Raw genomic sequence first — 21,956 nt, 5'->3', positions numbered from 1 at the left:
GATGTTTGAACGTTTTACTTCGCCAGCAAAACTCCGCCATAAAGGCATTATGGGGATGAACAAGCGTAACCACAGTTACATTGGTCGTTACAATGATCGTTCTAAATACCCTTTGGTGGATGACAAGCTCAAAACCAAAATTATCGCTGAAGCAGCAGGCGCGACTGTGCCTGCTCTTATTGGCGTGATCGCCAGCCAAGCTGAAGTGAAAAAGATTCACAAGATGGTTGAGAACTGGCCCGGTTTTGTAATCAAGCCAGCTCAAGGCAGTGGTGGTAAAGGTATCTTGGTTATCACTTCGCACAAAGATGGCGTATATACAAAGCCATCGGGTGCTACCTGCAATAAAGAAGAAGTTGAGCGTCACATCAGTAACGCACTTGCGGGTCTTTTCTCCCTTGGTGGTAAGAACGATGTAGCTGTGGTTGAGAACTTAATTAAGTTTGATGACTGCTTCGACGGCTTCAGTTACGAAGGTGTGCCAGACGTACGTATTATCGTATTTAAGGGCTACCCTGTTATGGCGATGATGCGTTGCTCTACAGCAGCATCGGATGGTAAGGCTAACCTTCACCAAGGCGCGGTAGGTGTCGGTATCGACATTGCTACTGGTAAAGCCATTCGCGCGGTGCAATTTGACCAACCAGTGACTCATCACCCAGATACGGGTAAAGACCTGTCGACACTGCAAGTGCCTCATTGGGAGCGCTTGTTAGAGCTTGCGTCCAGTGCTTGGGAAATGACAGGTCTAGGTTACATGGGCACCGACATGGTATTGGACAAAGAAGAAGGTCCAATGGTTCTAGAGCTAAACGCTCGCCCTGGTCTAGCAATCCAAATTGCAAACGGTGCAGGTCTCCTACCTCGCTTGAAACACATTGAGAATCTTGGCACTCCTGCTGAATATCCAAAACCAAAAGAGCGTGTTGCGTACGCAGCAGAGCAATTTGGCGTAAAATCTCAGTTCTAATCTAATCGCTAGCAGCCATTCTCGTGGTTGCTAGCTTTCTTTTCATATTTGAGCACTATCGCTCTCTTCCTAAGTAATTCATCGTTTTTATCACTGCAATCGATGATCCAGCTAACAAAATACACATCGATCGTTTCTTTTTTCTGCCGATTTTTGATTTTATATTTTCTCCCCCTTACTCAACTCGAGAGGTTGGGCGATGCTAACAAAAGAAACTAATAACAATGATACTCCGCTTGTTGAACAAGAGAACTTTGACCAACACCTACAACGTTTGTCGGAAATCTCTGTCCAAGCACTTGATGAGCTTGCTGAAATGATCGAAAAAGGAAACGACTTTTCAGAAGAATAGGACTTACCTTTTCACATTTAAGCGCCTGCAAAAAAGCCGAGCCTGTTGCCCTACAGACTCGGCTTATTTCGTTTTACAAATACAAAAACGCCCGCGTTTCTTGCGGGCGTTTTATTAGCTTCGGAGTTTAGGACTCAAACTCTTCAATCATCTCTTGTGCTTCAGTCTTAGGTTTATCGTTTTGACCAAAACCGCGCAGACCAACTACGTGTACATGCTCGTGGTCTTTAAACACCTTACGCACGAGTTTGTAGGTCGTACCTTTCTCTGGGCTGATATTTTCTGGCGCCGCGATAAGAAGCTGCATATCCAGACGGTCACACAGTTCAAACAACGTTGAGATAGATTTCGCATCCAGACGTGCTGCCTCATCAAGGAACAACAGACGACATGGTACGATATCTTTACTGCGCAAACGGCGTGATTCTTCTTCCCAGCTTTGAACAACCATCAGTAGGATTGACTGACCAGTACCGATCGCCTCACCCGTAGATAGCGCGCCAGATTCAGCTTGTAGCCAGCCGTCAGAACCACGGTTCACTTCCACACTTAGCTCTAGGTAGTTACGGTAATCCAGTAGCTCTTCACCCAGAACCTGAGGAGAACGTTGACCCATATCGATGTGTGGGTTCACGCGTTGGAACAGTTTCGCCATTGCTTCAGAGAAGGTAAAGCGAGTCGATTCAAACAGATCTTTATGCTGCTCTTGTTGTGTCGCTAGACCGTTCAGTAGCACTTCGTGACTTTCGCGGATCTTCACATTTAGACGTACGCCCTTCACCTGACCGAACGAGATGTTCGACAAACCTTGGTTCAGCATACGAATACGGTTTTGCTCACGCTGAATCGTCTTCTTGATGATGCTCGCTACTGACTCAGAGCTGATCGCTAGGCGGTTTTCACGTTGCGTTAGCTCTTCCGTTAGACGCGCCAGCTCTACTTCCATCTCTTCGATCGCTTCGACTGGATCATCAGTACGGATGATATCCTGACGAATACGCTCACGAAGATGTTGGTAAACCGCGATGTAGAACAGAACTTTACGCTCTGGACGTGCATTGTCTTCTGACAGACGCAGCGCATCACGCAGGTCGTCATTGTTCGCAACCGCGAGACGCAGCGCACCCAATGATTTATCCGACATTGAGCGCAGTTCATCCGCTGACATGTAAGCCAGTTCACGCTTGTGTAGACGACGCTCAACATCGTTCTCACGCGCCAGACGAAGTACTGAACACCAGCCAGCTTTCGCTGCAACCACGAAGGTACGCAGCTCAACGTATTCTTTCTGAACTTTCTTCAGACGTTTCGCCAAGCCTTTCATCTCTAGTTCAGTAGAGGTGATCGTGCGCTCGTATTCGCTCTTACGGCTACGAGACGTATGTAGACGCTCATGCAATTCATCACGACGACGCATTGCACGTTCTTCTGCACCTTCGTCCGCGTTAACGCCAAACTCTTGAAGTTCTTGTTTGAACTCTTGAACCGTTTCCAGTTTCGCTTGGTGTGAGCTCTTCAATGACGCCAATACTTGGTTGTATTGGTTCATTTGACCTTGGGACTGTTTCAACTCTTCACGAGAGCGAGTACGCATTTGTTCAGCTTGAACCAATTTCGCTTTTAGCTGCTCACTCAGTTCGCTGCTCTTGTTCAGTAGGTCAACTGAATCTGAGTAAGCGAAGTAGTGGCGACGCTCAACGAGATCTGAGAGTGCAAAAATTTGCTTCTTAAGATCTTGTAGCTGTTCGTCTGCCGCTTTGTATTCTGCTTCTAGCGCATCGAATTGCTCAGGGTCAGCATCTAGGGCAACAGCGACTTTTTCCAGTTCCGCCACCGCTTTCGCATGGTTATTTAGGAAAGCTTTTGCTTCTGAAAGCTGGGCGATTTTCTCTTCCAACTCATCAAAGCGTGCTTGCAGCGACTCATCTTCAATCAGCGCCATGTTTGGTGCTAGCTTGTCTAGAGAAGACAACGCTTGCTTGCTGGTTTGAAGCTGAGAACGTTGTTGTTGCTCTTTCGCATCCAGGTCAGCCAGTACGCGAGCAATTTGGTTACGCTTGTCACGAATGGTTGCCAGCGCTTGCTCTGGGTCAGCTTCGAATGCTACTTGAATGTGGCTTGCCACAAACTGGTTGAACGCTTGGTACAGACGCTGCATTTTTTGCGAATCGAATGCTGCTTTCGCGTGCTTCTCAACCACTTCCTCACGTTCGTTACGTAGTAGCTCTAAACGTTGCTCACGTGCTGCACGACCAAACAATGGGATTTCAGGCAAGCGAGAGTAACGCATTTGGCGATCGTTCATGCGAACACAAACCGCGCCTTCTAACTCTTCTGCGTCGAATGAGCTGTCATCAAAGGCATCGATGTCACCTTCAATGATGTACAAGTCTTCTGGACAGTCGTCTAGCTCTACCAGTTTCTCTTCGATACCAGATAGGTCAGAAACAACGATAGCGTGACGAGCCGGACCGTACATCGCACTGAAGTAAGGCGCGTCATCAATAGTGATGTCATCGTAGATCTCAGACAGCAATACGCCGCCCAGTGTATCTGCCAAACCTTTCAGACGAGGGTCGTTTGAACCACCAGGTGAAGCAAGACGCTCAATCTCGGTATCAAGCTGACTGCGACGCTCTGCCAGTTTGTCTTTTGCCAGAGAAAGGGTCTTCTCTTGCTCAAGCACCACTTGCATTTGGCTCATGACTGACTGGCTATCTTCTAGCTCAGCGCCACTTTGCTCACGCAGTTTTTCTAGCGCATCGTTCGCTGCAATCCACGTTGGAGCAATGGCTTCTAGCTTGTTGATTTCCGCTGCTGCATCTTGCTCTAGACGACGCTGTTCGCTGCGTTGTTCACGCACGTCTTCCTGCGTCATTTCAAGTGAGTCGATTTGCATCGCATGACGTTCACGCTCTTGCTCAAACGTGATTTCGTCAGTCAGTTCAACATGGAACTGCTTTTGGTATTCGTTAACGAGCTCACGTGCTTGACGTTGCTGGTTAAGGCTACGCTCAAGGTCACGGTGCTGTGCACGCCATTGTTGTTCGTTTTGCGCGACTTGCTGAGATTCACGCACTTTCGCAATTGCGGTTCTCGCATGTTCAGACGCGTCTTTACGCTCAACTTGACCAACGATGCTTTGTACTAGTTTAAGCGCCGTTTCGAATTGCTCTGCTGCAGCAGAAGACATATCCAATTTGTGCTTAACCGATAGCAACGCATTGGTGCTTTCTGATTCTTTGCTCTTAAGCTCAGAGACAAGCGCTTGTGCCGATTCTGCCGTTAGGCTGTCATCGCCAAGTAGTTGCTTCGCTTTTTCCAGCGCTTGAACCGCTTGTTGGTATTGAAGGGCGCGAGTTTGTTGAACGTCGAGTGCTTGTTGGTAGTCAGCCAGCTGCGTCTTAAGGCTATCCACCTCTTCTTCCGCAACGGTCGCTTGCTCTTCCACCATCATCACGCGTTCTTGCGCTTCTTCCACTACCATCATCTGTTCTTCAAGACGCTCACTCAGCTCTTCAAGATCTTCTTGGTAGCGTTCGATCTTCTCTTGCTGGCGTAATGCGTTTTGCACCAGTTGCAAGTGATCCGAAGCCGCTTGATAATCTTGCTCTAGCGCAGATTCCGACTCGATCAGCAGTTCCAGCTCTTCTTGAACACGGTTAAGCAGGTTGTTTTGCTCAACGAGAGTTTCGCGAGAACCGAACAGCTCTGAACGCAATGACAGCGTTTTATCCAGCTTGTTACGACGATCGTTCGCGTGACGCATGTAGTCCGCCGCCACGTAGTTAGTCGACTCTGTGATCAAGTGTTTGAACAAGTCACGGTCTGCTTGCGTGGTTTTGATCGCTTCTAGCGTCATGCGGTTTTCACGCAGTGCTGATTCCATATCTTGGAACGCTTTCTTCACGCCGCCGTTTTGTGGCAGAAGGTAGTCACGTAGCGAGCGTGTAATCGCACTTGAGATACCACCGTAAAGCGATGCTTCGATCAAGCGGTAGAATTTAGAACGGTCACCAGAGTTACGCAGTTTCTTCGGAATCACACCGAATTCGAACATCTGCGAGTGGTAATCCACGATAGAAGAGAAGGCTTTAAATTGAACGCCTTCAAATTCTGCGATCGATTCTTTTACTTCATTGATTTGACGTACACGAGCTTGAGTCGCAGATACGCTTTCAACCAAGATATCCGTTGGTTTTACATGGCTTGGAAGACCTTGGATAACAAACGGTTTGATGTCTACTTTCTTATCACGACCCGCTACTTGCTGCAGTTTTACTGCAAACAATAGGCGTTGGTTACGTGAGTTCACCACGTCTAGCGCCGCATAACATGCGCCCGGCTGTAACTTACCGTACAGACCTTTGTCGCGAGACGATTGGCTGCTGCCTGCTTCTGTGGTGTTACGGAAGTGCAGTAGCGTTTGGTCAGGAATCAATGCGGTGATGAACGCCGCCATTGTGGTTGATTTACCTGCACCGTTACCACCTGATAGCGTGGTTACCAGACCATCGATGTCAAACGTACGGGCAAAGAAGCCGTTCCAGTTGACCATGGTCAGCGATTGGTATTTACCGCGTTCAATCATGCTCATGCTTCACCCTCTTCTGTTGTTTCTTCTTGGGCTTGGTCGTCTTGATCTTCTTCAGACAATAGGCTGCCTTGGCTTGGCTCTTTGGTGTGCACTACCGCTTCACCATCACGGATCAGACGTAGCTGCGCTTCACGCATATCATCACCAATTCGTACATCGGCACCAAAGCGGAATACTGCTTCACTGATGCTGAATTTACCGGTTTCACCAATGTTGATGATCATGCCTAGGCGACGCAGGCGACGGAGTGATGTACGTACTTTTTCAAACAGCTTTTCTTTATCAAGATCAGAACCAGTCGCACGGTTCGTCACTAGCTTCATCAGCTTGTTTTCATCAGCCAGAGCAAGTAGCTCGTCGTACAATTCTTGGTTAGTGAAGATGCCTTCGTGCGCAAGACGTTCTGGGCTTAGGTAAAGGAAACACAGTACCTTACCCACCAGCATGTCCAGCTCAGAAAGGACACTACGACCAATCAAAGACGTTGAACGTGGACGGAGGTAGAAGAAACCTTCTGGCGCTTTAACCAATTCAGTGTTGTAGCGCTGGTAGAAAGAAGAAAGCTCAAGTTCGAAATCCGACAACAACGCGTGGTTGTCCAGATCTTCACTTGAAACATGACGCCCTGCTCGAAGCATGCTGTCTAGCGCTGGGAACAGAGGGTTAGAAATTGCTTTTGCCAGATTCTCTGACATGTATTCATTAGTATCGGTCGATGACATTCGCTTGTACCTTTGCCCCAAATTCGTTGATTGCTTTCCAGTCTGGCTGAACAGCTTGGTAGTCGGATTCTGAATAACCCAGACGTACCGCCTGATCAACGACAATGCGAGCTAAATCAAAGTGATGAGTATGAGGGTGCTGTGCAAGGTAATCTCGCAGTACCACGCTCAAGTCAATAGGCGCGCCTTGGTCTTTATGCGCTTTCAGCATGTCACCAATTCGCTCCGCCAACTCATCATTGACTTGTTGAAACTCTTCGTATTCCACTTCCATCGGAACTTGACCTGTTACCTCGTCATCACGCAGTACTAGGGCTTCATCACGAAGGTCAGAAAGCCTTTCCGCATCTGCATAAGTCAGATACCAAGGCAAATCAAAGTAGTCTTTAACGGACTGGCGTAGACGCGAGCTAAAAGCACGGTTCTTATCCATATCAATAGCAGTACGGATGAACTTGTGCACGTGTCGGTCGTAGCCAATCCAAAGGTCGATCGCTTGCTGGCCCCAGCTTGTGATTCGGTCCAGTTTCATCTGAAGACCAAACAAGGCTTCCTCGATAAACTCAAGCTCAGGGTCACCATAGACAATCTCTTGAATGTCTAGGATCTGAGTTTGCAGTTCATCACTGGCAGCTTGCAGCGTATCTTGAAGTTCACGCAACGTGCTTGATGTTTCTGACAGAAGCGCTTCACAGTTGTTGATTGCTTCACGCCAGTCTTTGTTAAGCAGGTCAGCAATCTGTTGTTTCACAGATTGTTGCTGCTCATCCATCACACGTTGGTTGAGATCAATTTGATCGAAGATTTCGCCTACAGAATATTTCAATATCCCGTACACGTTCTTCTTCCAGTGGCCCGGAGTGCCACCTTTTTGTGCCGCTTCAATCGCTTTCGCCATTTCATCAGCGACCATAGACAACTGAATAGAAAGGCGCAGTTTCGAGAACTCACGATGGCGCACGTAGTAGTCGGTAATTCCTATCGCTAATGGCGACAAGCGGTAAATGCTCGCTCCGTCAGTAATCTCACTGACAAAACGGCTCATAAGACGCTGCTTAACCATCTCGTTAATGGCATTGTTCGCACGGAAAGCCGAAGCTTCTCCCGTCTCATCAAAAAGTCGAGTGACGATGGCAAATGCGTCGTGCAATTCACCTTCACCCAATTCTTCATCGAACCTTTCATTACTTAATACAGCGATAGCAATCAAAAATGCCAGTCGCTCAGTGGTCAGGTTCAACGAGAAATCGTGCTGCTTTACCCAGCCAACCAACTCATCGATTGGTTGCTCTGCAGCATTGAGAGTCATCTCACTCATCGTTATTCCTGTTTATCGTTCTTCTTAGCCCACACATGAATATAGCGGCCTAATGAGAGGTATGGCTCTTGTCGACAAAGCTGTTTTTCTAGCGCCAACACATCTTCAAACTCGTAATCGCCCATGTATTGCATATTACCTATGTAATCACTGAATGAACGAATACCAGATTTACCACAAATACTAAAACCAGAATCTTCTATCCATTGATAAACCTCTTCAGGTTTTAGCCCTTTTTGTGGCTGTAGTTTAAATCTTTTTCGGTGAGGCATGCCGTCTAAAACATGAGGAATGTTGCCACAAACCACATTTTTATAGACCAAGCCGTGGTGGTTATAGAACATAACCGAAGCGATGCCCCCCGGTTTGACCTGCTCCAAAAGCGTTTCAAGTGCGGTTTTCGGATCAACCAACCACTCCATAACGGCATGGAACATGACAAGATCCACCTGCGCTTCCATGTGTTCACCAATGGATTGGACAGGCGAATGAATCAGGCGATACTGCTCAAGCAAACCGTTTTTTTCAATATCCTGCTTTGCTAGTTGCAGCATTTCCGAAGATAGATCACACAAAGCGACATGATGTCCGAGCTTAGCAAGCTTTTGCGACATTTGTGCTAAACCACCACCAGCATCAAGGACTTGTAATGCTTGATGGTCGGCGTCTAATTCACTTAGAATCTGTAGAAAATCTTCCCACACAATGATTTGTCGGATCTCCCCTTTATCGGAGCCGTAAATATTTTTTGCAAATTTGTGGGCGATATCGTCGAAATTGCGGTCTTCTGTCACTTCTGCTGAGTTATCATAACGGATTGTGCCGCTATTCTGTCACAAGGAAAGCAGGAATAAAGAGGGTTATCCTCATTTTTATTATCAATTGATGTTTTTTCGGACTATTTATGTATGTTTGAGCTGAAAAAAGTAATGTCAGCCTTGTTAATGCCGCTTCCGGCATTGCTAATCATAGGCTTGTTAGGTCTTGCTCTCATTAGTTTTACCACGAAACGTAAAACTGGCTGCTTTGTTGTTCTATTCTCTTTTGTCGGCATTTTCCTCGTTGCCTTCCAACCTGTTTCAACCAAGCTTCTGATGCCTCTTGAGCGCGAGTACAAAGCGTTTTTACCTGTATCAGGTAGCATTGACTATGTCATGGTGCTTGGTAATGGTCATGTCGTCGATGATGAGATCCCACCAACTTCTCAACTAAGCCGTACAGCGCTAATGCGCCTTACCGAGGGCATCCGTATTTTACGTATGTACCCTGGCGCTAAGTTAATTTTGTCCGGTTACGCAGGTGGATCTGAAATCAGTCATGCGCGCATGATGGCTAACGTGGCACTTTCTCTTGGTGTCGCAAAGTCCGACATCATCCTTCTCGAAGACGCTAAAGACACATGGGAAGAAGCCCGCCAAGCCGCTGCCTTTGTGAAGCAAAAAGACATTGTGCTGGTAACCTCAGCAAGCCATATGAAGCGTGCTTTGTACGAGTTTAATGCTGCAGGTATCAAGCCAATCCCTGCGCCAACCAACTTTATGGCAATTGATGACATTGAACAGCCATGGCAAAAGTACACTCCGAAAGCTCGTTACTTAGAACAAACCGAATTGTATTGGCATGAGTATTTAGGTGGGTTGTGGCAAAAGTTGCGTGATAACGTAGGTCAAACACCAATGGTTGAAGTAGAACAACCATAAAACACTTAAAAACGATTCAGTGGTCAAATTGCGGAAACAAAAAAGGAGAGCCAATGCTCTCCTTTTTCTTTAGGTATGATTTAATCACCAGCAAACATGTAGCCTTCACCGTGAACCGTCACAAAGATTTGTGGGTTCTTAGGATCAAACTCCATCTTAGCGCGCATGCGGCGAATCAGTACGTCAATCGTACGATCATTTGGCGCATCCACTCGGTGGCTGATCATATTCAAAATACGCTCGCGGCTTAGTACCTGATTTGGGTACGAGGACAGTGCAACCAATAACTCATATTCAGCTTTGGTTAGTTTCACTGGCTCACCATTACGGCTTAGAGCTCGACGCTGAATATCAAACGTCCACTCACCGAAGCGCACAATGTGTTCTTCATTAGTGTCGTTCGCTGCTTTTTGAGAACCGCTGCGTGCCGCAGAGATGCGCCATAGCAAGTTCTTCACGCGAACCAATAATTCCCTTAGTTCAAAAGGCTTTGTCACATAATCGTCTGCGCCCATTTCTAGACCAACGATTTTGTCAATGCTATCCGTGCGTCCTGTCACTAATATGATGCCGATATCTGATTGGCTGCGTAATTCACGCGTAAGCATAAGGCCGTCTTCGCCAGGCAGGTTAATATCCAGCATGATTAGGTCAACATCACCGCCTTGAAGCACTTCGCGCATCTCTGCGCCGCTTTCTGCTTCACTGACTTTGTAACCTTCATTTTGGAAATAGCCCGCGAGCTTACTGCGAGTTACAACATCATCTTCTACGACTAATACGTGATAGCTCATTTACACCACTTTCTGTCTTTTTTATTTTCCAAGACGTATTCTATTCATAACTAGTAACATTTCTAGTCATAGATACATTAAAAAGCAAGATTTTGCGATTTTATTGATTCAAAGCAAGCTTATTTACAGCCATTCACAAATACGCATATTTTCCAATAATGCATAACAATTATAGTTACTGCTATTCATCTTAATTGTTTACACTTAAGGGATAACCATTCAGGAGCAAAAAAATGCAAGAAGTGAAAGCTTTTAACGAGAAACGCGCAGAAATCTATTGGTGGTTTTCTAGCCTGTTCGCAAAAGAACTGACAGAGAAAGAACTAGAAACCTACCACAGTGTTGAAATTCGAAGCTTTTTAGCGGGTCTTGGTGAAAACGAATCACTAAAACCAGCTGTTGATACCCTTGTTGATGCACTCAACCGTTTACAAGACCGTGAAGACGCTCAGTTAGAATTAGCAGCGGACTTCTGTGAACTCTTTCTAAAAACAGAAAAACACGGCGCACTGCCTTATGCTTCAATGTACATCGGCGAATCTGGTTTATTAAATGATAAGCCAGCAGAAGAGATGGAAAAACTGATGGCAGACTTTGGCGTGCAAGTGGACGAAAATCTGAAAGAACCAGCGGACCACTTAGCGGTCGAGCTAGATTTTCTAGGCAACATGATTATCCGCTCGAACGAACTAGAGCAAGATAAACATATGGAAGAAGCGTTCGGAAAACAGAACGAGTTCATCCAACAACACCTTATGACTTGGCTGCCACAGTTTGCTGCTAAATGTAAGCAATTCGACGAATTTGGCTTCTACATTAGCGTTACGCAACTATTAATTGCATTTTGTAAACTGGACAGCACCTACCTTCTTGGTGAATAATTGCCACCTATTTTGGGGAGTCTGTCATTCAGACTCCCTATTTTATTCGTTTGTTTTTAATCTGGCACAGAGAAATACAATCAATTTAGCCGTTAAAATGTGACCTCAGGGGCACAAAACAACTGCCTAGAATATTGCCAGCTTGCTCGCATCAGTCTAAAATGTGAGCGCAAACGATTAAATATGATTTATATGTAAACCGCTGAAATAAAGCGGTTTTTGTGTTTTCTTAACAGGATTGCTGACCAATTCCTCACTTATATAAGAAAGGAATATGAGACTCAGCGATAAATGTTGCTACAAACCTTTTTATACCGATTTCGGAACAACCGCTGCCAAATATCTCAGCAATGCCCCTATTCGCAGTTGCTCGGTTTGCGCAAGACCCTAAGCGTATGGTTGTCTTCACTACGGTATTTACAGTAGCTCGATACAGGACATCATTTATGGCCACTATTAAAGACGTTGCTCGCTTAGCCGGCGTTTCTACCACTACGGTTTCGCACGTAATTAATAAAACTCGCTTTGTTGCTGAAGCAACTCAAGAAAAAGTAATGAAAGCGGTGGATGAACTTAATTACGCACCAAGTGCCGTTGCGCGCAGTTTAAAATGCAACTCAACTCGTACCATCGGTATGTTAGTTACTCAATCTACCAACCTATTCTTCTCTGAAGTAATCGACGGCGTTGAGAGCTACTGTTACCGTCAAGGATACACTCTGATCCTATGTAACACGGGCGGTATTTACGAGAAGCAACGTGACTACATCCGCATGCTAGCTGAGAAACGTGTAGATGGCATTCTAGTAATGTGTTCTGACCTTACGGAAGAGCTAAAAGAGATGCTTGACCGTCATTCAGACATTCCTAAAGTTGTCATGGATTGGGGTCCTGAAAGCTCACAAGCAGACAAGATCATCGATAACTCAGAAGAAGGCGGTTACATCGCAACAAAATACCTGATCGACAATGGTCATACTGATATTGCTTGTCTGAGCGGTCACTTCGAAAAAGCAGCTTGCCAAGAACGTATTGCGGGTTACCGCCGTGCCATGGCTGAAGCAAACCTAGCCGTTAACGAAGACTGGATTCTTGAAGGCAACTTTGAGTGTGACACGGCTGTCTTAGCTGCAGATAACATCAGTGCTATGGACAAACGTCCAACCGCTGTTTTCTGTTTCAATGACACAATGGCACTTGGCTTGATGAGCCGCCTACAACAAAACGGTATCAAAGTACCTGACGATATTTCTGTTATCGGTTACGACAATATCGAACTTGCTGAGTACTTCTCTCCACCGCTAACGACGATTCACCAACCAAAACGTCGTGTGGGTAAAAATGCATTTGAGATCCTACTTGAGCGCATCAAAGATAAAGAGCATGAGAAGCGTGTTTTCGAAATGCAACCAGAGATCGTTGTGCGTAATACAGTTAAGAAATTGAACTGATCTCTCGCTTGATTTTATAAAGCGCTCCTAAGAGCGCTTTTTTATTGCCTAAAAATAACTTTTTTTGGACATTTCATCAGAAAAATAATTTAAAGAACGAAGATAAGTTGCTGTTTTAACTCAAGGTAGCACATATCCTTGATAGACCTTTTGTATTACAATTATACATTCCAGAATATGAAACTTTACACATCAAATTACCACTATTAACTGAACCAAGATCACACTTCAACGTTTGAAACGTGATGTTAATTCAATATACGAAGTATCCTCAAAGAGTCACGCACAGGGCAAACCATCCGAAAGGGTGGGACGCAAAGCCTCCGGCCTGAACCATCTTATTAGATGGAAGGTAGCGGGGTTACCGATGGCAAATATGCATTAAGTGAGTTTACCCTTTAATGACATTGTGTCTGCATGCATTTGCTAATCTCTCGGACCTGATTTTTGGTGGCGTAATATTAATTACACCGAGATAACACACCATGGATAAACCGATACTCAAAGACTCAATGAAGCTGTTTGAGGCACTTGGTAATATCAAGTCGCGCTCAATGTTTGGTGGTTTTGGGCTCTTCGCCGATGAAACGATGTTTGCGCTTGTCGTAAACAATCAACTTCATATTCGAGCTGACCAACAAACTTCATCTGACTTCGAGACTCAAGGACTAAAACCGTACGTCTACAAGAAACGTGGTTTCCCAGTCGTTACGAAATACTATGCAATTTCTGATGATCTTTGGGACACAACCGACCGCTTGATTGAAGTTGCCAAGCAATCCCTCGAGACTGCTAAGCAAGAGAAAAAACAACAAGCAAGCACCAAGCCTAATCGATTGAAAGATCTACCTAACCTGCGTCTAGCAACTGAGCGTATGCTCAAGAAAGCGGGCATTGACTCTGTAGAGCAACTTGAAGCAGAAGGCGCGCTAAACGCATACAAAGCAATCCAAGATACGCATGCCTCTACGGTAAGCCTTGAACTGCTCTGGGCGTTAGAAGGTGCAATCAAAGGCACACATTGGAGTGTCGTACCTCAGTCTCGTCGAGAAGAATTGATGAGTGCTCTTTCCTAAAGCATTTATATCAGCATGACATTGAGTAAAAGCCGCAGTTTTCAAACTGCGGTTTTTTTTGAAATTTTTTATTGCCCCATTCTGTCTTATTATTTAAGAAGCCAAACGGAGCTATTGATATGAATAAGAAACTGATTTTAGGACTGATCCTACTCGCGACGATTATCTTTTTAGGCGTGAATTTTGGTCAATACCTAACGCTAGAAAACGCGAAGGCGCAACAAGAAGCGTTGAACACTTTTATTAGCGAAAACTTCGTATTCGCTGCTGCCACTTATTTCTTTGCTTACATTGCCATCACTGCGTTTTCGATTCCAGGTGCAGCAGTGGTGACTTTGCTTGGTGCGGCGCTATTTGGTTTCTGGACAAGTTTGCTGCTGGTTTCTTTTGCCAGCACAATCGGTGCAACGATCGCTTTTTTAAGCAGCCGTTACCTATTGAGGGAATGGGTACAGAGTAAGTTTGGAAACAAGCTAGGTGCGATCAACCAGGGTGTAGAAAAAGACGGCGCATTTTACCTGTTTTCGCTACGCTTAATCCCTGTTTTTCCATTTTTCCTAATCAACTTGTTAATGGGTCTAACACCAATGACTATTGCTCGATTCTACTTAACAAGCCAAATTGGTATGTTGCCCGGCACTGCGGTTTATCTGAATGCAGGTACACAGCTAGCAACCATTGATAGTCTTTCTGGAATTGTGTCACCAACCGTATTAGCATCGTTTGCTCTACTTGGTTTGTTCCCTATTATCGCTAAATGGGTTATGAATAAGGTTCGCCCTGCACAAGTACAGAATGGAAACGCTTAATGAAAATATACATCGCTAAAAATCCGGCTGAAGCTCATATCGTTTGTGAGCTTCTTAAAACCGAGCAAATAGCCTGCGAAGTGCGAGGTGAAGGCATGTTCGGATTGAAGGGAGAGCTGCCTTTTAGCGATGATACTGACCCGTATGTTTGGCTTTTACATCCGGAGCAACAGTTGAAAGCATTAGCCATCGTCGAAGACTATCGAAAACAAGCAGAACTTATTTACCAAGATTGGCAGTGCCCACAATGTTCGGAGCAAAATGAAGGTCAATTTGGCGCTTGTTGGCAATGCGGATATCAAATAGGGGAGCCTTAATGGCTCCCCTATTCTTTTCAATCATTTTAAGTTTAAGCGGCTAAGCTTTGCTGCTTAATGAACTCGATAGAGTGTTGATTGAAGTCATCAGGTCGTTCTACATTGCACACATGACCACAGTCTGGAATCTCGCGTAGAACACTTTGCTTATGTACCGCAACCATCTCTTTAACTGGCTTGATGAACATGTAATCCCTATCACCCATTAAATACAATGTTGGGATAGGCAGTTCACGATCTTTAAAGTATTTCATCAGGGGATTAACGTCAGCGGCTAAGATGAACCATCGTTTGAATTCTTTCTGGCATAATTTCTTTGCTTCGCGGATAAATAGGTGACGTGATTCTCGTTGGTTTTTTTGCGGCATAACAATGTAGGCAAACAACTTGTACAGCCACATATAAGGCAGAATGTGCTTTCCTAGATTACCTAACTTCACCAGGATTTGTGAGCGGGTATTTAAACGCGTAACTGCGCCACCAAGAACCATAGAGCGTACTCGCTCAGAGGCTAACTCAGCCAAATTACGAACAATAATAGTACCCAAAGACATACCGACAAAGTGCGCAGACTGAATCTTAAGATGATCCAAAACTTTTAGAATATCTTGAGTCACCGCCGTAAAGGTATAGCGACTTGTCATCAATTCTTTAAGCAGTTGGTTAGATTTTCCATGCCCTCGAAGGTCGATCAGCAGTAAGTTAAAGTGCTGCTTATACGCTTTGATCTGCTTAAACCATATCGAAGAACTGCCACCAGCACCATGCACGAAAACGACCCACTCTTTGCTAGTAGGGTGTATAAAGGTTTTATGGAATAAAAGTGGCTGAGTCATGTATCAGTATGAAAAACATTCTTTGTGAACAGGAATGGATAAATGCTACCACACTCCTTATGGGTAAGATAATAAAGGCACCCTATTCGGTGCCTTTCGTTACACTTTTTAAAGATTTTGCGTCAATTTAACGCGGCTCTATACAACTGCAAGTATTCTTCCGCAGCTTTACGCCAACAAAAGTCTTTCTGCATTGCATGAAGCTGTACACGCCTTACTTCGTTCGGACTCTGTGCGTAAAGCAACAGTGCCCTTAGCATCGTCAATAACAACGCTTGTGGTGTTGGCTCATAGAATACAAAACCTGTGGCTTCTTCAAGATCTGCGTCGTAGTCATTAACACTGTCTTTCAAACCGCCTACACCACGAACAATCGGCAACGTGCCATAAGCCATACTGTAGATCTGATTTAAACCACAAGGTTCAAATTCTGAAGGCATCAGGAAGAAATCTGAGCCAGCCTCAACAAGGTGTGCGAGTTCATTATCGTATGCTTCCACAAAAACCAACTTATTAGCGAACTGTGCTGAGACGTCTCTCAGTTGGGCAGCAAGGATAGGATCGCCAGTCCCCACGACGACAACTTGAACATCATGTTTGAGGAAGTCAGCCAATGCTGGTAGCAAATAATGCACGCCTTTTTGTTGCGTTAAACGGCAAACCATACCAAACATAGCGCAATCAGATGCTTCAAGACCCAGCTTTTCTTGTAGGGCTCTCTTACAAGCGTTTTTGCCACGCACCATGCTTTGTCGGTTCGCTTTGTAGTTCAACGGTAAACTAGAGTCCGTTTCTGGATTCCACGCACTGTAATCACAACCATTTAGAATACCCACTAAATCGTCAGCGCGTTGTTGAAACTCCCACGCCATACCATGACTACCTAGCTCAGTCTTAAGCTCTTCTGCGTAAGTCGGGCTTACTGCATTGATTTTGTCTGCATTCATCACCCCCGCTTTGAGCATGGTGATGTGAGTGGCACTGACGGCTGCATCAGGCACATTTCGACTATGGAACTCTGGAAGGCATTGAACATCGTCGTAACTAAATACCCCTTTGAACACCGCGTTGTGAATTGAAATAACGCTGCGAGTGTTTGCAAAGAAGGCTTCATTGCCGTATCGATGTTTGAGCAAGAATGGGACTAATCCTGTATGCCAGTCATTAGCGTGAACAATGTCCGGCTGGAAGCCAAGCTTAGGTAACATGTCCAAACACGCTGCACTAAAGAATGCAAAGCGTTCACCATTGTCTGTATAAGCTTGGTTGTTTTCGGCGTACATAGAAGGACGATTGAAATACGGCGGACAATCAATTAAGTAAACTGGATTATCCCCAAGCGTTAACTTAAGCACTCGGTATGCCGTATGTGGCCAACTCGTTAACTCTGTTTCTAGAACCGTTTCCGCTTCCGATAGTTGCTCAATGCCAGTATAGGCTGGAATAGAAATTCGTACATCTTGCTGAAGATTTTGAAGGGCTTCCGGCAGTGCCTTGGCTACATCAGCCAAGCCACCACTTTTAATTAGTCCTTCGACTTCAGACGCTACAAACAGAACAGACAAATTGTTAGTAGCCAACACGTGCTCCTTTTGGAATTACAACGATGCCATCATCTGACACATGGTAGTGTTTCTTATCTTCTTGTAGATTTACACCAATTTGCGTACCCGGCGCAATATCTGCGTCTTTATCTACAATCACGCGACGAAGCACACAACCTTCCCCGACTTTCACATCACCGAGCAAAATACACTGGCTGATGTCACACGCCGAAGCAATGTTGCTACGGAAACCTAATACTGATTTTTCAATACGTGAACCACGCACGTAGCTACCGTTACATACCAAGCTATCGATGATCTGAACTCGACCATTAACAGAGTCAGTAAATGTCGCTGGTGGCAATGGTGGGTAATAAGTATGAAGTGGCCATTTGCGGTTGTATAGAGAGAACGGTGCGTCTTTCTCAAGAAGATCCATATGAGCTTGCCAGTACGCATCAATCGTACCTACATCGCGCCAATATACTTCTTCTTTCTCACCCGTGATGCGGTTGGTACTGAAGTCATAAACAAACACATCACCACGCGGGAACATTTTAGGAATAATGTCTTTACCAAAGTCGTGCGTTGATGCTTCGTTATCAGCATCTTCAATAAGTTCGGCAAACAGTGTCTGAGCTTCGAAGATATAGTTACCCATAGACACGAGTGCGTGCTCTGGATCACCTGGGATAGATTTCGGATTAGCTGGCTTTTCTTCAAAGCCAATCATGCGACCTTCGTTGTCTACTTCGATAACACCAAATTGAGACGCTTCAGATAACGGCATTCTTAGCGCTGAAACCGTTAGCGAAGCCTCTTTCTCTTGGTGGAAAGCCAACATCTGTTTAATGTCCATTTTATAGATATGATCGGAACCAAAGATACATACTTGATCAGGTTCTGCCAACTCCATAAAACGCAGGTTTTGGTAGATAGCATCTGCCGTTCCTTCATACCAACGCTTGCCTGTACGCATCTGCGCAGGAATTGGGTCGATAAAGCGGTCGGTGATGCCATTGATGTTCCACCCTTTCTTCAAGTGGTGGAATAGAGATTGAGATTTGAATTGAGTAAGGACGTAAATGCGCATTAAATCCGCATTCACAAAGTTATTCAGAGCGAAATCAATAAGTCGGTAACTTCCGCCGAAAGGGACCGAAGGTTTACTGCGGGATTCCGTTAAAGGTCTCAAGCGAGAGCCTTCACCGCCAGCAAGAATCATTCCCAAAACACCAGCCATTCGTTGTTCTCCATATAGTTATAGCTTGGAACTGGTACTCGCTTGATATGAGCAGAACTCGGGGAGTCAAGCGAATACGTTAATACGTCCATACTGATGAGCTTCTATGAACCCTCACAATACGAACTGAAAAAGCTATTGCACATCCTCGTACGCACACGCCTTAGTTATTCTTTATTTTCGGCGCTAAATAACAGCATACAGTTGCATTATCTGTCTAATAAGTTATCGAACTGGAACTAAATTACAATTTAAAATATGCCATTCCGTGTAGTGTACAGATGTTGCTTACTCAATACGGTATCTTGATCACACAATGGGACGCAAACGATTACATTGTGAAAACAATTTACAAACCGATTAACTACACAAGTGCAGTTTTGCGACAGGATACGATGAAACTATGACCGTTGGATGAAAACAAGAATGGTGAAAATGGAAGAAAAGTGATTGGTGAAATGAATGAATTGTAAAATAGCAGGTAAAAAATAAGGCAGCGTATGAGCTGCCTTATCGATTCAATCTCTAGGATTATGCTTTCGCTTTTTTGCGCTTGTCCGTGATTTCCCACTTACCATCGATAAACAATGCCGTCCAACCACTTGGTTTTCCATTGTCTTCAGTGCGCACGTAGTTCTCTTTGCTCTTGCGGCTAAAGCGAACAACAGCAGGGCGACCATCAGGGTCCGCAGCTGGCGCGGTAGTCAGATACTTAAACTTCTCAGGAAGACGTTCTTCGAAGCGAGCAAGTTCAGAAACTAATGGAGCACGAGTCTCACGTGATTTAGGGAAGTTACTCGCAGCCATAAACAGACCAGAAGCACCATCACGTAAAACAAAGTACGCATCTGAGTTTTCACAAGGAAGTTCAGGGAAATGAACTGGATCTTCTTTCGGCGGTGCTACTTCACCGTTCTTCAGGATCTTACGAGTGTTCTTACACGTTTCACTTGTACAATCCATGTATTTACCGAAGCGACCGTTCTTAAGCACCATGTCAGAACCACACTTGTCACACTCAACAACTGGACCATCATAGCCTTTCACTTTGAATTCGCCATGCTCGACGATGTAGCCTTCACAGTTCGGGTTGTTACCACAAACGTGCATCTTGCGTTTATCATCGATCAAGTATGCGTCCATCGCCGTTTCACAGATAGGACAACGCTTCTTAGCACGCAGAGCTGCTGTTTCCACATCTTCTTCTAGAACGTTGATGATACCGTCTTCGTCACCCAAGTTGATGGTTGTCTTGCAACGCTCCTTAGGTGGCAATGCGTAACCAGAACAGCCTAGGAATACGCCTGTTGACGCGGTACGAATACCCATAGGACGGCTACAAGTCGGACACTCGATATCTGTCATCACAATGTGATTCAACTTCATGCCGCCTTCGTTCTCGTCTTGCTCCGCTTTCTCTAGATCGCCAGTGAAGTCTGTGAAGAAGTTATCTAGAACATCTTTCCACATCACATCGCCTTCAGCGATTTGGTCAAGCTTCTGCTCCATACGCGCAGTGAAGTCGTAGTTCATTAGATCGTTGAAACTGTCATCCAGACGGTCAGTAACAATCTCGCCCATCTTCTCTGCGTAGAAACGACGCTGTTCTACTTTTACGTAGCCGCGATCTTGGATCGTAGAGATGATTGAAGCGTATGTAGAAGGACGACCAATGCCGCGCTTCTCAAGTTCTTTTACCAGCGCCGCTTCTGTGAAACGTGCTGGTGGCTTGGTAAAGTGCTGTTTAGGATCTAGTGATTCAAGATCTAGCTTATCGCCCAGTTGAACAGCAGGAAGAATCGTATCTTCGTTTTTACCCATTGGGCGTTGAACGCGAGTCCAACCATCAAACTTAAGAATACGACCTTTCGCTTTTAGCGTGTACTCAGCCGCTTTCACACTGATGGTGGTTGAATCGTATTCTGCAGGCGTCATTTGACACGCAACGAATTGATTCCAAATCAGCGCGTACAGCTTATGTGCGTCCGAATCAACACCTTGTAGGTCTTCAGCTTTCACAGCGACATCGGAAGGACGAATTGCTTCGTGCGCTTCTTGTGCGCCTTCTTTGCTACCGTATGTTAGCGGTTTAGCTGGAAGGTATTTGTCACCGAACTCAGAACCGATGAAACCGCGAACTGCATCTACTGCTTCCGCGCTCAAGTTGGTTGAGTCGGTACGCATATAGGTGATGTAACCCGCTTCGTATAGACGCTGCGCCAGCATCATTGTCTTTTTAACGCCGTAGCCTAAACGAGTACTCGCTGCTTGCTGAAGTGTAGACGTAATGTATGGTGCAGACGGCTTACTTTTCGTTGGGCGGTCTTCACGCTTACATACTTCGTAGCTTGCGTTTTCCAGTACCGACATCGCCGCCTTGGTTTCAGCCTCGTTAACTGGCTTAAACGCAACGCCATCTTTCTGCGCAACAAGCAGTTTGAACGCCGTCTTATCTTTTGTGTGCGTATTTGCGTTGATATCCCAGAATTCTTCTGGAATGAAAGCGTTGATTTCACGCTCACGCTCAACCAGTAGTTTAACCGCTACTGATTGTACACGACCAGCAGACAGACCACGCGCCACTTTCTTCCATAGCAATGGAGAAACCATGAAACCTACTACACGGTCCATGAATCGACGTGCTTGTTGTGCGTTAACACCATCCATGTTTAGCTCACCAGGCGTCTGGAAAGCTTGCTGGATTGCATTCTTCGTGATCTCGTTAAACACTACGCGTTTGTATCGCTCTTCATCGCCACCGATGATCTCACGAAGGTGCCATGCGATTGCTTCCCCCTCGCGGTCTAAATCGGTTGCGAGATAAACGTAATCAGCATCTTTGGCTAATTTTTGCAGTTCGCTAACGACTTTTTCTTTGCCTGGAAGGATTTGGTAATTCGCATCCCAGTCATGATATGGGTTAATCCCCATTTTTTTGATTAGAGCTTTACGGTCTTTTTCTTTTTTGACACGCGCTTTTTCTTCCGGGCTCATTCCTTTAGTAGAAATGGCTGCGGCTTTTTTCTCACCAGTGCTTTGACCGGCCGTAGGCAGATCACGCACGTGACCAACACTAGACTTAACAATAAAGTCTTTACCAAGGTATTTATTTATCGTCTTAGCCTTGGCTGGTGACTCCACTATAACGAGCGATTTACCCATAACTGACTCTAACGTCCTTCATAATAATGCGGGTAACTAGCCCAAAGGAAGCTACCCGCATAATGTTCTATTTCATTGCTTCTTTTTTTACTATTGTGCGAGATGAAAAGAAGATCAACTGCTTTTTTGAAATTCAGATCCGATTGGTTGACAATTCATCGCCTTTGTACTTTGACGAGGCAGG

General features: G+C 45.3%; 17 protein-coding genes and 1 riboswitch. Of the genes, 8 read left to right on the top strand and 9 right to left on the bottom strand.

Annotated features, from left to right (window positions below; all coding sequences use genetic code 11):
* The first annotated feature begins 1 nt into the window (after position 1).
* On the top strand, positions 2-970 hold the full coding sequence (locus tag VHA02S_RS01580; RefSeq protein ID WP_005450342.1) for an alpha-L-glutamate ligase-like protein: 969 nt from the start codon (positions 2-4) through the stop codon (positions 968-970).
* A 199-nt stretch (positions 971-1,169) separates the two neighbouring features.
* Entirely contained in the window at positions 1,170-1,322 is a 153-nt protein-coding gene (locus VHA02S_RS26085; RefSeq protein WP_005450343.1) for a hypothetical protein, read from the top strand.
* A gap of 127 nt (positions 1,323-1,449) precedes the next feature.
* Here VHA02S_RS26085 and mukB read toward each other — a convergent pair whose 3' ends face one another.
* The 4 genes from mukB to cmoM are packed head-to-tail and all read right to left on the bottom strand — an operon-like array spanning position 1,450 to position 8,753.
* The gene (gene mukB, locus VHA02S_RS01575) at positions 1,450-5,913 is read right to left on the bottom strand and encodes a chromosome partition protein MukB (RefSeq protein WP_038898175.1); all 4,464 of its coding nucleotides are present in this window, start codon (positions 5,911-5,913) and stop codon (positions 1,450-1,452) included.
* A 2-nt stretch (positions 5,914-5,915) separates the two neighbouring features.
* Positions 5,916-6,641, bottom strand: a complete 726-nt coding sequence (gene mukE, locus VHA02S_RS01570) for a chromosome partition protein MukE (RefSeq protein WP_005450345.1) — start codon at positions 6,639-6,641, stop codon at positions 5,916-5,918.
* Positions 6,622-7,959: a chromosome partition protein MukF gene (mukF, locus tag VHA02S_RS01565; RefSeq protein ID WP_005450346.1), complete on the bottom strand. Its 1,338-nt coding sequence runs from the start codon at positions 7,957-7,959 to the stop codon at positions 6,622-6,624. The genes mukE and mukF overlap by 20 nt, the downstream gene beginning before the upstream one ends.
* Positions 7,960-7,961: 2 nt before the next feature.
* The gene (cmoM, locus tag VHA02S_RS01560) at positions 7,962-8,753 is read right to left on the bottom strand and encodes a tRNA uridine 5-oxyacetic acid(34) methyltransferase CmoM (RefSeq protein WP_005450347.1); all 792 of its coding nucleotides are present in this window, start codon (positions 8,751-8,753) and stop codon (positions 7,962-7,964) included.
* Between the two features lie 114 nt (positions 8,754-8,867).
* Here cmoM and elyC point away from each other — a divergent pair, with 114 nt between their 5' ends.
* A complete protein-coding gene (gene elyC / locus VHA02S_RS01555) occupies positions 8,868-9,659 on the top strand; it encodes an envelope biogenesis factor ElyC (RefSeq protein ID WP_005450349.1) in 792 nt (263 codons plus the stop codon).
* An 80-nt stretch (positions 9,660-9,739) separates the two neighbouring features.
* Here the strand turns inward: elyC and torR are convergent, their stop codons facing one another.
* A complete protein-coding gene (gene torR, locus VHA02S_RS01550) occupies positions 9,740-10,453 on the bottom strand; it encodes a two-component system response regulator TorR (RefSeq protein WP_005450350.1) in 714 nt (237 codons plus the stop codon).
* Positions 10,454-10,686: 233 nt separating this feature from the next.
* Between torR and torD the strand changes: the two genes are divergently transcribed.
* The 5 genes from torD (at position 10,687) to VHA02S_RS01525 (ending at position 14,987) form a co-directional block, all read left to right on the top strand.
* On the top strand, positions 10,687-11,334 hold the full coding sequence (torD, locus tag VHA02S_RS01545) for a molecular chaperone TorD (RefSeq protein ID WP_005450351.1): 648 nt from the start codon (positions 10,687-10,689) through the stop codon (positions 11,332-11,334).
* Positions 11,335-11,780: 446 nt separating this feature from the next.
* Entirely contained in the window at positions 11,781-12,785 is a 1,005-nt protein-coding gene (gene purR, locus VHA02S_RS01540) for an HTH-type transcriptional repressor PurR (protein WP_005450353.1), read from the top strand.
* Positions 12,786-13,064: 279 nt separating this feature from the next.
* A riboswitch (cyclic di-GMP riboswitch) is annotated at positions 13,065-13,154 on the top strand.
* A gap of 116 nt (positions 13,155-13,270) precedes the next feature.
* A complete protein-coding gene (locus VHA02S_RS01535; RefSeq protein WP_005450356.1) occupies positions 13,271-13,861 on the top strand; it encodes a TfoX/Sxy family DNA transformation protein in 591 nt (196 codons plus the stop codon).
* Between the two features lie 119 nt (positions 13,862-13,980).
* The gene (locus VHA02S_RS01530) at positions 13,981-14,670 is read left to right on the top strand and encodes a TVP38/TMEM64 family protein (RefSeq protein ID WP_005450359.1); all 690 of its coding nucleotides are present in this window, start codon (positions 13,981-13,983) and stop codon (positions 14,668-14,670) included.
* Positions 14,670-14,987, top strand: coding sequence for a putative signal transducing protein (locus VHA02S_RS01525; RefSeq protein ID WP_038898162.1), 318 nt, complete (start codon positions 14,670-14,672; stop codon positions 14,985-14,987). Before VHA02S_RS01530 ends, VHA02S_RS01525 begins: the two co-directional genes overlap by 1 nt.
* A gap of 32 nt (positions 14,988-15,019) precedes the next feature.
* Here the strand turns inward: VHA02S_RS01525 and VHA02S_RS01520 are convergent, their stop codons facing one another.
* The 4 genes from VHA02S_RS01520 to topA all read right to left on the bottom strand — a co-directional run bounded on the left by VHA02S_RS01520 (position 15,020) and on the right by topA (position 21,772).
* Positions 15,020-15,823 (bottom strand): alpha/beta fold hydrolase, encoded by an 804-nt coding sequence (locus tag VHA02S_RS01520; RefSeq protein WP_038898163.1) that lies wholly within the window; start codon positions 15,821-15,823, stop codon positions 15,020-15,022.
* A 122-nt stretch (positions 15,824-15,945) separates the two neighbouring features.
* Positions 15,946-17,403, bottom strand: a complete 1,458-nt coding sequence (gene glgA, locus VHA02S_RS01515) for a glycogen synthase GlgA (protein ID WP_026000128.1) — start codon at positions 17,401-17,403, stop codon at positions 15,946-15,948.
* Complete coding sequence (glgC, locus tag VHA02S_RS01510; RefSeq protein WP_005450367.1) at positions 17,393-18,610, bottom strand: glucose-1-phosphate adenylyltransferase; 1,218 nt, start codon at positions 18,608-18,610, stop codon at positions 17,393-17,395. Before glgC ends, glgA begins: the two co-directional genes overlap by 11 nt.
* Positions 18,611-19,141: 531 nt before the next feature.
* Positions 19,142-21,772 (bottom strand): type I DNA topoisomerase, encoded by a 2,631-nt coding sequence (gene topA / locus VHA02S_RS01505; RefSeq protein WP_038898164.1) that lies wholly within the window; start codon positions 21,770-21,772, stop codon positions 19,142-19,144.
* Between the last annotated feature and the right edge of the window lie 184 nt (positions 21,773-21,956).

This window comes from Vibrio harveyi NBRC 15634 = ATCC 14126 = KCTC 12724, assembly GCF_001591145.1.
In the GTDB taxonomy this organism is placed as follows: domain Bacteria; phylum Pseudomonadota; class Gammaproteobacteria; order Enterobacterales; family Vibrionaceae; genus Vibrio; species Vibrio harveyi.
This window is presented reverse-complemented; position numbering and strand designations above follow the sequence as displayed.

Coding starts and splice junctions, on each gene's coding strand:
- VHA02S_RS01580 (WP_005450342.1), top strand. CDS start 2: ATGTTTGAACGTTTTACTTCGCCAGCAAAACTCCGCCATAAAGGCATT.
- VHA02S_RS26085 (WP_005450343.1), top strand. CDS start 1,170: ATGCTAACAAAAGAAACTAATAACAATGATACTCCGCTTGTTGAACAA.
- mukB (WP_038898175.1), bottom strand. CDS start 5,913: ATGATTGAACGCGGTAAATACCAATCGCTGACCATGGTCAACTGGAAC.
- mukE (WP_005450345.1), bottom strand. CDS start 6,641: ATGTCATCGACCGATACTAATGAATACATGTCAGAGAATCTGGCAAAA.
- mukF (WP_005450346.1), bottom strand. CDS start 7,959: ATGAGTGAGATGACTCTCAATGCTGCAGAGCAACCAATCGATGAGTTG.
- elyC (WP_005450349.1), top strand. CDS start 8,868: ATGTTTGAGCTGAAAAAAGTAATGTCAGCCTTGTTAATGCCGCTTCCG.
- torR (WP_005450350.1), bottom strand. CDS start 10,453: ATGAGCTATCACGTATTAGTCGTAGAAGATGATGTTGTAACTCGCAGT.
- torD (WP_005450351.1), top strand. CDS start 10,687: ATGCAAGAAGTGAAAGCTTTTAACGAGAAACGCGCAGAAATCTATTGG.
- purR (WP_005450353.1), top strand. CDS start 11,781: ATGGCCACTATTAAAGACGTTGCTCGCTTAGCCGGCGTTTCTACCACT.
- VHA02S_RS01535 (WP_005450356.1), top strand. CDS start 13,271: ATGGATAAACCGATACTCAAAGACTCAATGAAGCTGTTTGAGGCACTT.
- VHA02S_RS01530 (WP_005450359.1), top strand. CDS start 13,981: ATGAATAAGAAACTGATTTTAGGACTGATCCTACTCGCGACGATTATC.
- VHA02S_RS01525 (WP_038898162.1), top strand. CDS start 14,670: ATGAAAATATACATCGCTAAAAATCCGGCTGAAGCTCATATCGTTTGT.
- VHA02S_RS01520 (WP_038898163.1), bottom strand. CDS start 15,823: ATGACTCAGCCACTTTTATTCCATAAAACCTTTATACACCCTACTAGC.
- glgC (WP_005450367.1), bottom strand. CDS start 18,610: ATGGCTGGTGTTTTGGGAATGATTCTTGCTGGCGGTGAAGGCTCTCGC.
- topA (WP_038898164.1), bottom strand. CDS start 21,772: ATGGGTAAATCGCTCGTTATAGTGGAGTCACCAGCCAAGGCTAAGACG.